We start from the raw sequence: 13,174 nt of genomic DNA on the forward strand, positions 1-13,174 counted from the left end.
CGCTCATGGGGGCTCACGGACCTCGCACGAAGCAGGACTGGAAGGTGCTCGCCGACGCCTGCGGCGCACTGCTCGTACGGGTGCCGGATCTCGTCGACGAACACCTCCGTCAGCTGGATGCGCACTCACCGACGTACGAGCACGTCATCCCGTACGAGCAGCACTGGCAGCAGGCCGAGGCGGCGATGCGGATCGGGATCGAGTCGATCTGCGCGCCCAAGCACACACCGCGCCGCGATCTGGAGCACGCGGCGTGGATGGGACGGCGCAGCGCGCAGCAGGGGCTGCCGCTGAACCTGCTCGTGCACGCGTACCGGCAGGGCGGCCGCCTGGTGTGGGACGAGCTGCTCACCGAGGCGCAGGGCGGCGGGCGGCAAGAGCGGCTGCCGGTCCTGATGCAGGCCGCGTCGATGGTGTGGTCGGCGGTCAACGACCAGGAGGACACGCTCTCGGAGGCGTACCGCGCCACGGAGCTGGAACTGCGCCGGCGCACCGACGAGCGGCTCCAGGCGCTCCTCGACGCGCTGCTCGACGGCCAGAACGCCCCGGAGCTCACCTCCCGCGCGGCGGCCGGTCTGGATCTGCCGGAGCAGGGGCGGTACGCGGTGGTGGTGCTGCCGCTCGACCGGCGCGACAGCAGTGAGCCGCTGCACCGGCTGATCCGGGCGACGGGGGTGCGGTTCGTGTGGCGGATGCGCGCGGACTGCGAACTGGGCGTCGCGGCGCTCGAGGCGTCGGTGGGCCTCGACGCGCTGTCCGGTCTGCTCGAAGCGGGGTGTACGGGGCCGGGCGGGATCTCCCCCGTCGTCGGCGGGCTCGCGGAGCTGGGGCGGGCGCGGCGGCTGGCCGAGCTGGCGCTGCGGACCTGTGCGCCGGACTCGACGGAGATCGTCCGCCTCGACCGGCGGGTGCCGACCGCGCTGGTGGTGGGGCAGCCGGAGCTGGCGGGACGCCTGGTGCAGGGGGTGTTCGGGCCGCTGATGTCGCTCGATCCCGCGGACCGCGCGGTGCTCCTGGAGACGCTGGACGCGTGGCTGGAGTGCGAGGGGTCGGCCGGGCGCGCGGCCGGACGGCTGTACTGCCACCGCAACACGGTGTTCAACCGGCTGCGGCGCCTTGAGCAGCTGACGGGGCGGGATCTGTCGCGGCCGCGGGATCTGACGGAGATGACGCTGGCGCTGGACGCGCACCGACTGGCGGGGTGAGCGGTGGGGGGTGGGCCAACCGTCGGCCCACCCCCTGCTTCCGGCTCAGCGCTCCTGCGCCTCCTGCCCGTACACCTGGTGCGGCGCACCACTGCCCTCGCCGAACGGCACGCTGATGTGTTCGAGGACGTCCTCGAGGAGGTCGATGTCGCCGGTCTTGATCACCGGTTCGTCCCCGGTCGCGACCAGCGGTCCGTCACCCGTCGTGACCAGCGGTCCGCCGCCCGTCCTGACCAGCGGTTCGCACCGCGGCAGCGCGCCGGCCTCGCCGGCCAGGGCCAGGGCCGAGACCACCGCGGCGGCCACGGCGCCCCGCCTTCGTACGCCCATGGTCAGTCCTCTTCCTGGCTGCGGGACTTCACGGCCCTGCGCAGCCGGTGGTGGCGGGTGGGTGACTGCTCCGTGATGGCGTCGCCCACCATCGCCTTCACGGCGTCGCGCAGTCCGTGCAGGGCGTGGTGGCGGGCCGGTCCCGCGCCCGGATCCTCGCGGAGCTCCTTGAGCAGGGCCCAGCACAGCGCCAGCATCACGACGACGAAGGGCAGGGCGACAAGGATCGTCGCGCTCTGCAGCGAGGTCAGACCGCCGGCGACCAGGAGCACGGCCGCGACCGCCGCCATGAGCACGCCCCATGTGACCACGAGCCATGTCCTGGGGTGCAGGGCGCCGCGGCTGGTGAGCGAGCCCATGACGAGGGAGGCGGAGTCGGCGCTGGTGACGAAGTACGTCATCACGAGCAGCATCGCGATCCACGAGGTGACCACGCCGAGCGGCAACGCGTCGAGCATCGCGAACAGCGCGGCCTCGGGCCCTTCGGCAATCTCCGCCGCCATGTCGGCCTTGCCGGTCTCGTCGAGCCGGATGCCCGTGCCGCCCATGACGCAGAACCAGACGACGGTCGCCGCGCTCGGCACGAGCAGGACGCCGATGAGGAACTCACGGATCGTGCGGCCGCGCGAGATCCGGGCGATGAACGTGCCGACGAACGGCGCCCAGGACAGCCACCAGGCCCAGTAGAAGATGGTCCAGCTGCCCAGCCAGGAGCCGTCGGTGAAGGCTCCGGTGCGGGTGGCCATGGGGACCAGGCCGATCAGGTAGTTGCCGACGCCCGCGGGGATCGCGTCGAGGATGAAGACGGTCGGGCCGATGACGAAGACGAAGGTCATCAGGCAGGCGGCGAGCACGATGTTGAGCGTCGAGAGCCATTTGACGCCCTTGTGCAGCCCCGAGAACGCGGAGCCGACGAAGGCCGCGCCGAGCGCGACGATGATGATCACCTCGACGGTCGTGGAGTCCTCGAGGCCCGTGGTCAGGTTGAGGCCCTTGGAGACCTGGAGGGTGCCGACGCCGAGGCTCGTCGCGGTGCCGAAGACCGTCGCGAAGACCGCGAGCAGGTCGATGAGGCGGCCCGGCCAGCCCTCCGCGCGCCGCGCGCCGATCAGCGGGACGAAGACGGAGCTGAGCCGGTTGCCGCGGCCTTTGCGGAAGCCCGCGTAGGCGAGCGCGAGGCCCGCGATGCCGTAGATCGCCCACGGGGTGAACGTCCAGTGGAAGAACGAGTACTGCAGCGCGGTGCCCGCCGCGGCGGGCGTCCGCGGCTCGACCCCCGCCATGGCCGGCGGCGGGCTGAGGTAGTGCTGCAGCGGTTCGCCGACCCCGTAGAACATCAGGCCGATGCCCATGCCGGCGCTGAACATCATCGCGATCCACGCGAGGTTCGTGAACTCGGGTTCGGAGTCGTCCTTGCCGAGCCGGATCCGGCCGAAGCGGCTGACCGCGATCACGACGCAGAGCACCAGGAAGACGTCCGCGGCGATCACGAACAGCCAGGCGAAGTTCTCCAGGACCCAGGCCAGTGCGGTCGACGAGGCGCTCTCGAAGGATTTCTTGCCGATCGCGGCCCAGGCCACGACCCCGGCGACGACCGCGACGCCGATCCCGACAACGGTGAAATCGGGCTCGCGCGCCTGGGCGTCGCCGCCCTCACCGGCCGGCGGTTCGCCGCGTCCGGGCGGGCCGGGTGGGTCCTCGGGGCCACTTTGATCGATCGTTTCCGTGCTCATGACGCCCCACTATGGTCGGAAATAGACCGGTTTTTCGCCTGGGCACGCCGTCTCGGCGTCCGGGCGGCCATGGGCAGGGAGGCCCTGCTCCGGTTAAGGTCGGGGCGGCGCGACTGCCTTGACGCGAGCAAGGCCCGAAAGCAAGGGGAACCAAGGTGGCGGACGCTGCAGAGACGGCTCAGGAGACTCGTTCGGCGAGCGGGAGCCGGGTGCTGATAGCCGCGGACAAGTTCAAGGGTTCGCTCACGGCCGTCGAGGTCGCTGAGCGGGTCACGGCCGGGCTGCGCCGGGTCGTGCCCGAGGTCGTGGTCGAGGCGCTGCCCGTCGCGGACGGCGGCGACGGCACGGTGGCCGCGGCGGTCGCGGGCGGCTTCGAGCGGCGTGAGGTGCCGGTCACGGGCCCGCTGGGCACGCCGGTCACGGCCGCCTACGCGCTGCGCGGCGACACGGCCGTGGTCGAGATGGCCGAGGCCTCCGGGCTCCAGCTGCTCCCCGCGGGCGTCTTCGCCCCGCTCACCTCCACGACGTACGGCTCCGGCGAGCTGCTGCTCGCGGCGCTGGACGCGGGCGCGCGCACGATCGTCTTCGGTGTCGGCGGCAGCGCCACGACCGACGGCGGCGCCGGCATGCTGGCCGCGCTCGGCGCAAAGTTCCTGGACGACGCGGGTGAGCCGGTCGCGGCGGGCGGCGGTCCGCTGCGGGATCTCGCCACCGCGGATCTCTCCGGCATCGACGCGCGCTTCGCCGAGGTGGACCTCGTGCTGGCGAGCGACGTGGACAACCCACTGACCGGCCCCAAGGGCGCGCCGGCGGTCTACGGGCCGCAGAAGGGCGCGACGCCCGAGGACGTCGAGACGCTGGACGCCGCGCTCGCGCACTTCGCGCAGGTCCTGGAGAAGGCCATCGGCCCGAAGGCCGCCGAGCTGGCCGCGTCGCCGGGCGCCGGGGCCGCGGGCGGTATCGGCTACGGCGCGCTGGTCGCGCTCGGTGCGCGCTTCCGTCCCGGTATCGAGGTCATGCTGGACGTGCTCGGCTTTGCGCCCGCGCTGGCCCGGGCCACGCTCGTGATCACCGGCGAGGGCTCGCTCGACGAGCAGACACTGCACGGCAAGGCGCCCGCTGGTGTGGCGGCGGCGGCTCGTGCCGCCGGCGTCGAGGTCGTCGCGGTCTGCGGCCGCCTCGCCCTGCCGCCCGAGGCGCTCGGCAAGGCCGGGATCCGGCGGGCGTACCCGCTGTCGTCGGTGGAGCCGGACGTGGCGAAGTCCATCGCCGGGGCCGGTCCGATCCTGGAGCAGGTGGCGGAGCAGATCGCGCGGGACTTCCTGAGCTGAGGCCGCGGACCTGATGGCGGCGGAGGGCAGGCGGGCCGGGTGAAAACCCCCTCGCCCCCGCCCTCCGCGCTCCGTACCCTCGCCGCATGACCAAGCCACTCGTTGCGATCCTCACCGGGGCCGGTATCTCCACGGACTCCGGGATTCCGGACTACCGCGGGCCCAACGGGCTGTGGCGGCGCGATCCCGACGCGGAGAAGCTCGTCACGTACGACTACTACGTGCGCGATCCCGACATCCGGCGCCGTTCCTGGCTGATGCGTCTGAACGGGCCCGCCCGGCACGCGGAGCCCAACGCGGCGCACCGCGCCGTGGCCTCGCTCGAACAGCGCGGCTTCCCGGTCCGGGTGCTCACGCAGAACGTCGACGGGCTGCACCAGCGTGCCGGGCTCTCCGGCCGCAAGGTGCTCGAACTGCACGGCACCGCACGGGAAGTGGTGTGCCTCGACTGCCATGAGCGGTCGTCGATGGAGGGGGCGCTCGCGCGGGTCGAGGCGGGCGAGGAGGATCCGGAGTGCCGTACCTGCGGGGGTGTGCTGAAGTCCGCGACCGTGATGTTCGGCGAGCGGCTCGATCCGATGGTGATCGGTGAGGCCATGAGCATCGCCAAGGCCTGCCAGGTGTTCTTCGCCGTCGGCAGCAGCCTGCAGGTGCAGCCCGCCGCCTCGCTCGCCGGTATCGCCGCCGAGAACGGTGCGCGGCTCGTCATCGTCAACGCCGATCCGACGCCGTACGACGAGCTGGCGAGCGAAGTGGTGCGCGAGCCGATCGGGACCGCCCTGCCGCGCCTGCTCGCAGGACTCGGCGAGTAGGCGACCGCCCCGCCGGGCGTCCGGCGGGGCGTGCGACGCTCAGAACAGGGCGTCGGCGGTGCCGCGTTCGAAGTCGAGCAGCCGGCGCTTTCGGTCGAGGCCGCCGCCGTACCCCGTGAGGCTGCCGTTCGCGCCGACCACGCGGTGGCACGGGACGATGATGCCGATCGGATTCTTGCCGTTGGCGAGGCCCACGGCGCGGGAGGCGGCGGGGTTGCCGAGGGATGCGGCGAGATCGCCGTAGCTGCGGGTCTCGCCGTACGGGATCTTCAGGAGCTCGGCCCAGACGGTCCGCTGGAAGTCCGTGCCGTCGAGGTGCAGCGGCAGGTCGAAGTCCACGCGCTCGCCCGCGAAGTAGGCGGTGAGCTGCTCGACGACCGGTGCGAAACCGGTGTCGTCGGGCGGGCCGAAGGTCTCCTCGGCGGGGCGGTGGCGCTGGTCGGTCATGTAGAGGCCGCTGAGGACGCCGTCCGTGGCGACGAGCGTGAGAGGGCCGTAGGGGCTGTCGATCGTGGTGTGCGTACGCATCGTCGATGTCCTTATGCGGGGAGGAAGTTGATGGGGTGGTCGTCGGTCGCCCACAGGTACTGGACCGCGTAGGCGCGCCAGGGCCGCCAGGCCTCGGCGCGCGCGGTGAGCGCCGCGGGGGTCGACGGCAGACCGAGCGCTTCGGCTGACTTGCGGACGCCGAGGTCGCCGGGCAGGAACGCGTCGGGGTCGCCGAGGGCGCGCATCGCGATGACCTCGATGGTCCACGGCCCGAAGCCAGGCAGGTCGGCGAGCCGCGCCCGCACCTCGTCCCAGTCGGATTCGACGCCCAACTGGAGTGTTCCGGCCGCGAGTTCGTTCACGAGGTTCATCAGCGTCGCCCTGCGTGTACGGGGCATGGCGAGGCTCTCCGGGTCGAGACCCGCGAGCGTCGCCGGGTCCGGGAAGAGGTGGGTGAGCCCGCCCTCGGGGTCGTCGACCCGTTCGCCGTACGCCTCGACGAGCCGCCCCGCGTGGGTGCGCGCCGCGGCCGTGGAGACCTGCTGGCCGAGGACCGCACGCACCGCGAACTCGGCCTCGTCGACCGTGCGCGGCACCCGCCGTCCCGGCGCCTTCGCGACCAGCGGGGCGAGCAGCGGGTCGGTGCTCAGCTGGGCGTCCACCGCGACCGGATCGGCGTCCAGGTCGAGCATGCGGCGGCAGCGGCTGATCGCGACGGTGAGGTCGCGCTGGTCGGTGAGGGCGAGCCGGCACGCGATGTGGTCGGGCTGTGGGGTCAGGGCGACCACGCCATGGCCGTAGGGCAGCCGCAGCGTGCGCCGGTACGCGCCGTCCCGCCACTCCTCGACGCCTGGTACGGCGGTGGCGGCGAGGTGGCCGAAGAGGTTGTCGGGGTTGAGCGGGGCGCGGAACGGCAGCCGCAGGCCGAGCACGCCGGGCGGCGCCTCGGCGCGGCGGCCGCTCGCCCGCGTGCGCAGCTCGCCGGGGGTGAGGGCGAAGACCTCCCGTACGGTCTCGTTGAAGGTACGGATCGACGCGAAGCCCGACGCGAAGGCGATCTCGGCCATCGGCAGCGCGGTGGTCTCGATCAGCAGGCGCGCGGTCTGGGCGCGCTGCGAACGGGCCAGCGCGAGCGGACCCGCACCCAGCTCGGCACGGAGCTGCCGCTCGACCTGCCGCTCGCTGTAACCGAGCCGCGCGGCCAGCCCGGGCACGCCTTCGCGGTCCACGGTCCCGTCACCGATGAGCCGCATCGCGCGGGCCACGAGGTCGGCACGGTGGTTCCACTCGGGCGAGCCGGGGGTGGCGTCGGGACGGCAGCGCTTGCAGGCGCGGTAGCCGGCCTGCTGGCAGGCGGCGGCGCTCGGCAGGAACGTCATGTTCTGCGGTTTGGGTGCGACCACCGGGCAACTGGGCCGGCAGTAGATGCCGGTGGTCCGCACGGCGGTGAAGAACCACCCGTCGAAGCGGGCGTCCTTCGACTGGACGGCCCTCAGACAGCGTTCGGTCTCGGTGTGCATACGGACAGCTTCGTACAAGGTGAAGCGGTCGGCTGGCGGGAATCCGACAGGGTGGTCGGGGCGGCGGAGAGGTCCGGTCCTGGTGGTGGCGAAGGGGCCTGGTCAGGCCCGGACGACCTTGGCTACGGCGTGGCCATGCTCACGAGGACGAACCCTTCGCTGCCGCGGCGCTGAAGACGTCGTACGCCCGCTCGTCGAACAGAACGAACCGGACCTCCGTGACGGACGTGTCCGTCGTGCGGACCGTATCGAGGGCGATGCGGGCGCCGTCGTCCAGGGGCCAGCCGTAGATGCCCGTGGAAATCGCGGGGAAGGCGACCGTGCGCGCGCCCAGCTCGTCGGCGACGGCCAGGGAGCGGCGGTAGCAGGAGGCGAGGAGTGCCGAGCGGTCCTCCGTCGCGCTCCAGACCGGGCCGACCGTGTGGATCACCCAGCGCGCGTCGAGCCGTCCCGCGGGGGTGGCGACGGCCTCGCCCGTCGCGAGGCCCTTGCCGTAGTGCGAGGCGCGCAGCTTGCGGCAGGCGTCGAGGATCTCGGGTCCGCCCTTGCGGTGGATCGCACCGTCCACTCCCCCGCCGCCGAGCAGCGAGGAGTTGGCGGCGTTGACGATCGCGTCGGCGGACTGGGCGGTGATGTCGCCCTGGACGAGCGTGATGGTCGGGGACATGGTCTCTCCTAGGACGTCACGGCGCGCAGGCGTCGCCAGACCGCCTTCGCCGCGTTGTGGCCGGACATGCCGTGGACGCCCGGGCCCGGCGGGGTCGCGGACGAGCAGATGAAGACGGCCGGGTGCGGTGTCGTGTACGGGAAGAGCGAGAGCTTCGGGCGCAGCAGGAGCTGCAGGCCCGCGGCGGCTCCGCAGGCGATGTCCCCGCCGACGTAGTTGGCGTTGCGCGCGGCGAACTCGGGCGGGCCCGCGGTGGCGCGGGCGAGGATACGGTCCCTGAACCCCGGGGCGAAACGCTCCACTTGGCGCTCGATCGCGTCCGTGAGGTCACCGTCCCAGCCGTTGGGGACGTGCCCGTACGCCCAGAAGACGTGCTTGCCCTCGGGCGCGCGCGAAGGGTCGGCGAGCGTCGGCTGGACAGTGATCAGGAACGGGCTCTCGGGCGCGCGGTCCGTCCGCGACGCCGCGTCGAGGGCGGCCGCGATGTCCCGGCTGCCGGGGCCGATCTGTACGGTCCCGGCCCGCCGCGGCTCCTCGGCGGTCCACGGGACCGGCCCGTCCAAGGCGTAGTCGACCTTGAAGACGCCCGCGCCGTAGCGGTAGTCGGCGTAGGCGTTGCCGAGTCCGGCGATCCGGGCCAGCGCGGTCGGCGAGGTGTCGAAGACGTACGCGCGGGCGGGCGGCAGGTCGTCGAGGCGCTTCACCTCGTAGTCCGTGTGCACGGTGCCGCCGAGGTCCTTCAGATACGCGGCCAGCGCATCGGAGATCGACTGCGAGCCGCCCTTCGCCACCGGCCAGCCGTGCGCGTGCGCGGCGAGCGCGAAGACCATGCCGACCGCGCTGGTGGCCAACCCGCCGAGCGGGGCGATGACATGGGCGACGAGCCCCGCGAACAGGGCCTTGGCGCGGTCGTCGCGGAAGTGGCGCTTGAGGAGCCAGGTCGAGGGCGGCAGACCCGCGAGACCGAAGCGGGCCAGCGTGACGGGGTCGCGCGGCAGGGAGCTCAGGGGCAGCGACATGAAGTCACGGAAGAGCGTGTCGGCCTTCGGCAGGAACGGTGTGACGAGGCGTCGGTAGGCGCCGGCGTCGCGCGGCCCGAAGGACGAGGCGGTCTCGCCGACGCTGCGGGCCAGGACGGCGGCCGTTCCGTCGTCGAAGGGGTGCGCCATGGGGAGCTGGGCGTGCAGCCACTCCAGGCCGTAGCGCGCCAGTGGCATCGCGTTGAACGCCGGTGAGGAGATGCCGAGGGGGTGGGCGGCCGAGCAGGGGTCGTGCCGGAAGCCGGGAAGTGTGAGCTCCTCGGTGCGGGCGCCGCCGCCGATGGTGCCCTTGGCCTCGAAGACGGCCACGGAGTGGCCTCTGCGGGCCAGCTCGACCGCGGCGGTCAGCCCGTTGGGACCCGCCCCTACGACTACGGCATCGAGCATCGACGGCACCTTTGGACTCCTTTGTCTGCGGGGGCCACTGGGTTTCAGGATAGAGGTGGGGGTTCTGAGGTTCGGCGGGGGTGGGGTGACCGGGCGCGTACAGGGTTAGCCTGCGGCCATGAGCGATCAAGTGTTCACCACGCGGCCGACTCTGCAGGGCACCTTCGGGATGGCGGCCTCCACGCACTGGCTCGCCTCGCAGTGCGCCATGGCGGTCCTGGAGGACGGCGGGAACGCCTTCGACGCGGCGGTCGCTGCCGGGTTCGTGCTCCACGTGGTGGAGCCGCATCTCAATGGTCCCGCCGGAGAGGTGCCGATCGTGCTCGCCCCGGCCGGCGGCGAGGTGCGGGTGCTGTGCGGGCAGGGGCCCGCGCCCGCCGGCGCGAGCGGGGAGCACTACCGCGGGCTCGGGCTCGACCTGGTGCCCGGCACGGGGCCGCTGGCGGCCGCGGTGCCCGGAGCGTTCGACGCGTGGATGGTGCTGCTGCGCGACCACGGCACCAAGGACCTCGACGAGGTGCTCAAGTACGCGATCGGGTACGCCGAGAACGGGCACCCGCCCGTCGGGAAGATCCGCGACACCATAGCCACCGTCCAGGACCTCTTCGCGACCGAGTGGACCTCCTCCGCCGAGGTGTACCTGCCGGTGGTGCGCCCCGGCGAACTGCTCCGCAACCGTCCCCTGGCGGCCACTTGGCGGCGGCTGCTCGCCGAGGCGGGCGGGTCCACACGCGAGGCGCGGATCGACGCCGCGCGCAGGGTCTGGCGCGAGGGCTTCATCGCCGAGGCTCTCCTGAAGCAGAGCGCCCGCCCGACGCTCGACACCAGCGGGGAACGGCACACCGGCACGCTCACCGGCGACGACCTCGCTTCCTTCCGTGCGGAGTACGAGGCTCCGGCCACGTACGACTGGAACGGCTGGACCCTGTGCAAGGCAGGCACCTGGAGCCAAGGCCCGTCCCTGCTGCAGCAGTTGGCGCTGCTGCCGGGCGAGCTGCCCGCGCGAGGCACCGCCGACTACGTCCATCTCCTCGTCGAGGGCTGCAAGTTGGCGATGGCCGACCGGGAGGCCTGGTACGGGGACGCGGGAGACGAGGTGCCGCTGGAGGCGCTGCTCTCGGCCCCGTACAACGAGGAGCGGCGCGCGCTGATCGGCGAGCGGGCCTCCCTCGCGCTGCGGCCCGGCAGCCCGCTCGGCCGGATCCCGCGGCTCGCGGCGCTCGCCGGGCGGGTGCCGCTCGCGAGCTCTCTGTCGTCGGGCGCCGGTGAGCCGACGGTCGGCGCGTACGGGGCCGCCGGGGCGGACGGGCTCCCCGCCCTCGGCAGCGACGGGGAGCCCGTCGTCGGCGCGTCCGGTGAGACCCGTGGGGACACCTGTCACATCGACGTCGTGGACCGCTGGGGCAACATGGTCTCGGCCACCCCGAGCGGTGGCTGGCTGCAGTCCAATCCGGTGGTGCCGGAGCTGGGCTTCCCGCTCGGCACCCGGCTGCAGATGACCTGGCTGGAGCCCGGCCTGCCCAATTCCCTGACGCCGGGCCGCCGCCCCCGCACCACCCTCACCCCCTCGCTCGCGCTGCGCGGCGGCGTGCCGGTGATGGCCTTCGGCACCCCCGGCGGCGACCAGCAGGACCAGTGGCAGCTGCCGTTCTTCCTGCACGTCGCGGGCGCAGCTGCGGTGCGCGGCGGGCTCGACCTGCAGGGCGCCATCGACGCCCCGAACTGGCACACCGACCACCTCCCTTCCTCGTTCTACCCGCGCGGCTTCCAGCCCGGGGCGCTCACGGTCGAGTCCCGGCTCGGGGACGGCGTGATCGGGGAGCTGCGGCGGCGCGGGCACCTGGTCACCGTCGGCGCGCCCTGGTCGGAGGGCAGGCTGAGCGCGGTGGCCCGGGACCCGGAGACCGGGGTGCTCTCGGCGGCGGCGAATCCGCGCGGCATGCAGGGGTACGCGGTGGGGCGCTGAGCCCGCGGCGGGGCGCTGAGCCCGCGGCGGGCCGGGTGCCGCACCCAGGGTTCACCCGGCGTCCACCGCCCTGTCGCCCTCCGGGCGGGGGCTGTCAGTGGGACGTGATGGGATAGGACACATGATCGACGACAAGACAGGCAACGAAGACCTACTCGACATCCGTATCCACGACCTCCTCACCACCCGGATCCACGAGGTGGAGGAGGCCGTGCGCAAGGCCGCGGCGGAGGAGATCCTGCCGCGTTTCCGCCGGCTCGCCGAGCACGAGGTGATCGAGAAGAACGGGCCGCACGACCTGGTCACGGTCGCCGACCGGCGCGCCGAGGAGCACCTCACGGCCTCGCTGACCGCCCTGCTGCCCGGTTCGGTGGTGGTCGGCGAGGAGTCCGTGCACGCGGACCGCACCGTCCTGGACGCGCTGCACGGCGACGCCCCGGTGTGGATCGTGGACCCGGTGGACGGCACGCGTCAGTTCGTACACGGCGACCCGGGCTTCTGCACGCTGGTCGCGCTCGCCCGCCGCGGCGAGATCCTCGCATCGTGGACGTACGCGGCGGCGCTGGACGAGATGGCCGTGGCGGTACGCGGCGGGGGTGTGCTCCTCAACGGTGAGCCGCTCGTCCAGAAGCCCCACGAGGAGGGCTGCGAGCTCCGCGTGGCCACGTCCCACCCGGATTTCACCACCCCGGACCAGAAGCGCGCCCTGCTCGGGCTGCGCACGGAAGGGGTGGCGCCACGGCCGTGCGGTTCGGCGGGCCTGGAGTATCTGGCCATCGCCAAGGGCGAGCTGGAGGCCGTCGCTTTCAGCTGGGAGAACAGCTGGGATCACGCGGCCGGGCTGCTCCTCGTCACGGAGAGCGGCGGCGGCCACGAGACGGTGGCGGGCGAGCCGTTCCGCATCGAGGGCGGCAACACCCTGCCGTTCACGGCGGGGCGGGACGCGGAGACGGTACGGCGGGTCGTACGGCTGCTCGGCGGGGCCTGAGGTCCCGGAGTGCAGGCGCGGGCCTCAGCGCCCGTTGCGCGAGAAGTGCTGGTAGTCGGGGTGGTACCAGCGCCCGCCCCACTCCCACCCGATCCGCCGGAACGCCTCGGTGATCACCGAGTTGCTGTGGATCATGCCCTTGACGTGCCGCGACCGGTCCAAGTAGCGGGCCGCCGCGGCGGGGTGGACGCGGCCCGTGCGGTCCACGTACGGGTTCTCCAGCGGGTTGATGTCGATGGCGTCGCCGAAGGAGTGCTGCGAGAGCGCGTCCGGATTGCCGGTCACCTGGCGGCAGTTGAAGGCCGAGGTGTTGTCGTCGGCCATCGCCTTCACATCGCTGCCGCCGTACGCCGAGAGCGGCCGCATCTTGCGGATGGGGAACTTCGCGCCGAACGCCTTCCAGAAGACGTACAGCACGTCCTTGACCACCCGCTCGTGCACCACCATCGACCCGGTGTGCACCTTCCCGTCGAAGCCCCAATGACTCATCCGAAGCAGCCGCAGCTCGGCCGGCGGGACCGGGCAGCCGGTGCGGTACGCGGCGCCGAGTGCGGCCCGTGTCACGGTGAGGGTGCGGTGCTCGAACTTCGGACCGGCGGCCGGCCGCGGGGGCGCCCCGTGCGCGGCGGCCGGGACCGGGGTCCCGAGGAGCACGGCGACGGCGAGAGGGGCCACCAGGGGGCGCAGTACGCTTTGCACTGAATCA

At 73.0% G+C, this 13,174-nt stretch carries 12 protein-coding genes; 5 read left to right on the forward strand and 7 right to left on the reverse strand.

What is annotated here, in order from left to right; all coding sequences use genetic code 11:
- The first annotated feature begins 5 nt into the window (after positions 1-5).
- Complete coding sequence (locus ACIBI4_RS30490) at positions 6-1,205, forward strand: PucR family transcriptional regulator (protein ID WP_399207375.1); 1,200 nt, start codon at positions 6-8, stop codon at positions 1,203-1,205.
- Positions 1,206-1,250: 45 nt separating this feature from the next.
- Here ACIBI4_RS30490 and ACIBI4_RS30495 read toward each other — a convergent pair whose 3' ends face one another.
- Complete coding sequence (locus tag ACIBI4_RS30495; RefSeq protein ID WP_399207376.1) at positions 1,251-1,535, reverse strand: hypothetical protein; 285 nt, start codon at positions 1,533-1,535, stop codon at positions 1,251-1,253.
- 2 nt (positions 1,536-1,537) lie between these two features.
- Positions 1,538-3,268: a BCCT family transporter gene (locus ACIBI4_RS30500; protein ID WP_399207377.1), complete on the reverse strand. Its 1,731-nt coding sequence runs from the start codon at positions 3,266-3,268 to the stop codon at positions 1,538-1,540.
- A gap of 155 nt (positions 3,269-3,423) precedes the next feature.
- Here ACIBI4_RS30500 and ACIBI4_RS30505 point away from each other — a divergent pair, with 155 nt between their 5' ends.
- Both ACIBI4_RS30505 and ACIBI4_RS30510 read left to right on the forward strand, forming a co-directional pair.
- Positions 3,424-4,599, forward strand: coding sequence for a glycerate kinase (locus ACIBI4_RS30505; protein ID WP_399207378.1), 1,176 nt, complete (start codon positions 3,424-3,426; stop codon positions 4,597-4,599).
- Positions 4,600-4,685: 86 nt separating this feature from the next.
- Positions 4,686-5,411: an SIR2 family NAD-dependent protein deacylase gene (locus ACIBI4_RS30510; RefSeq protein WP_399207379.1), complete on the forward strand. Its 726-nt coding sequence runs from the start codon at positions 4,686-4,688 to the stop codon at positions 5,409-5,411.
- Between the two features lie 39 nt (positions 5,412-5,450).
- On the opposite strand, the gene ACIBI4_RS30515 is transcribed toward ACIBI4_RS30510, so the two are convergent.
- The 4 genes from ACIBI4_RS30515 to ACIBI4_RS30530 form a co-directional block, all read right to left on the reverse strand.
- Complete coding sequence (locus tag ACIBI4_RS30515) at positions 5,451-5,939, reverse strand: methylated-DNA--[protein]-cysteine S-methyltransferase (protein ID WP_399207380.1); 489 nt, start codon at positions 5,937-5,939, stop codon at positions 5,451-5,453.
- Between the two features lie 11 nt (positions 5,940-5,950).
- The gene (locus ACIBI4_RS30520) at positions 5,951-7,420 is read right to left on the reverse strand and encodes an AlkA N-terminal domain-containing protein (protein ID WP_399207381.1); all 1,470 of its coding nucleotides are present in this window, start codon (positions 7,418-7,420) and stop codon (positions 5,951-5,953) included.
- A 139-nt stretch (positions 7,421-7,559) separates the two neighbouring features.
- Positions 7,560-8,087, reverse strand: coding sequence for an O-acetyl-ADP-ribose deacetylase (locus tag ACIBI4_RS30525; RefSeq protein ID WP_399207382.1), 528 nt, complete (start codon positions 8,085-8,087; stop codon positions 7,560-7,562).
- Between the two features lie 8 nt (positions 8,088-8,095).
- On the reverse strand, positions 8,096-9,514 hold the full coding sequence (locus ACIBI4_RS30530; protein ID WP_399207383.1) for a phytoene desaturase family protein: 1,419 nt from the start codon (positions 9,512-9,514) through the stop codon (positions 8,096-8,098).
- A 130-nt stretch (positions 9,515-9,644) separates the two neighbouring features.
- Here ACIBI4_RS30530 and ACIBI4_RS30535 point away from each other — a divergent pair, with 130 nt between their 5' ends.
- Together ACIBI4_RS30535 and ACIBI4_RS30540 are read left to right on the forward strand one after the other, a co-directional pair.
- On the forward strand, positions 9,645-11,480 hold the full coding sequence (locus ACIBI4_RS30535) for a gamma-glutamyltransferase family protein (RefSeq protein WP_399207582.1): 1,836 nt from the start codon (positions 9,645-9,647) through the stop codon (positions 11,478-11,480).
- Between the two features lie 121 nt (positions 11,481-11,601).
- On the forward strand, positions 11,602-12,468 hold the full coding sequence (locus ACIBI4_RS30540; RefSeq protein WP_399207385.1) for an inositol monophosphatase family protein: 867 nt from the start codon (positions 11,602-11,604) through the stop codon (positions 12,466-12,468).
- A 24-nt stretch (positions 12,469-12,492) separates the two neighbouring features.
- On the opposite strand, the gene ACIBI4_RS30545 is transcribed toward ACIBI4_RS30540, so the two are convergent.
- Positions 12,493-13,167 carry a M15 family metallopeptidase gene (locus ACIBI4_RS30545; RefSeq protein ID WP_399207386.1) on the reverse strand — a complete coding sequence of 225 codons (675 nt, stop codon included), beginning with the start codon at positions 13,165-13,167 and terminating at the stop codon, positions 12,493-12,495.
- Positions 13,168-13,174: the final 7 nt, after the last annotated feature.

It is taken from the genome of Streptomyces sp. NPDC050418, assembly GCF_044458745.1.
In the GTDB taxonomy this organism is placed as follows: domain Bacteria; phylum Actinomycetota; class Actinomycetes; order Streptomycetales; family Streptomycetaceae; genus Streptomyces.

Coding starts and splice junctions, on each gene's coding strand:
- ACIBI4_RS30490 (WP_399207375.1), top strand. CDS start 6: ATGGGGGCTCACGGACCTCGCACGAAGCAGGACTGGAAGGTGCTCGCC.
- ACIBI4_RS30525 (WP_399207382.1), bottom strand. CDS start 8,087: ATGTCCCCGACCATCACGCTCGTCCAGGGCGACATCACCGCCCAGTCC.
- ACIBI4_RS30515 (WP_399207380.1), bottom strand. CDS start 5,939: ATGCGTACGCACACCACGATCGACAGCCCCTACGGCCCTCTCACGCTC.
- ACIBI4_RS30500 (WP_399207377.1), bottom strand. CDS start 3,268: ATGAGCACGGAAACGATCGATCAAAGTGGCCCCGAGGACCCACCCGGC.
- ACIBI4_RS30530 (WP_399207383.1), bottom strand. CDS start 9,514: ATGCTCGATGCCGTAGTCGTAGGGGCGGGTCCCAACGGGCTGACCGCC.
- ACIBI4_RS30520 (WP_399207381.1), bottom strand. CDS start 7,420: ATGCACACCGAGACCGAACGCTGTCTGAGGGCCGTCCAGTCGAAGGAC.
- ACIBI4_RS30510 (WP_399207379.1), top strand. CDS start 4,686: ATGACCAAGCCACTCGTTGCGATCCTCACCGGGGCCGGTATCTCCACG.
- ACIBI4_RS30495 (WP_399207376.1), bottom strand. CDS start 1,535: ATGGGCGTACGAAGGCGGGGCGCCGTGGCCGCCGCGGTGGTCTCGGCC.
- ACIBI4_RS30540 (WP_399207385.1), top strand. CDS start 11,602: ATGATCGACGACAAGACAGGCAACGAAGACCTACTCGACATCCGTATC.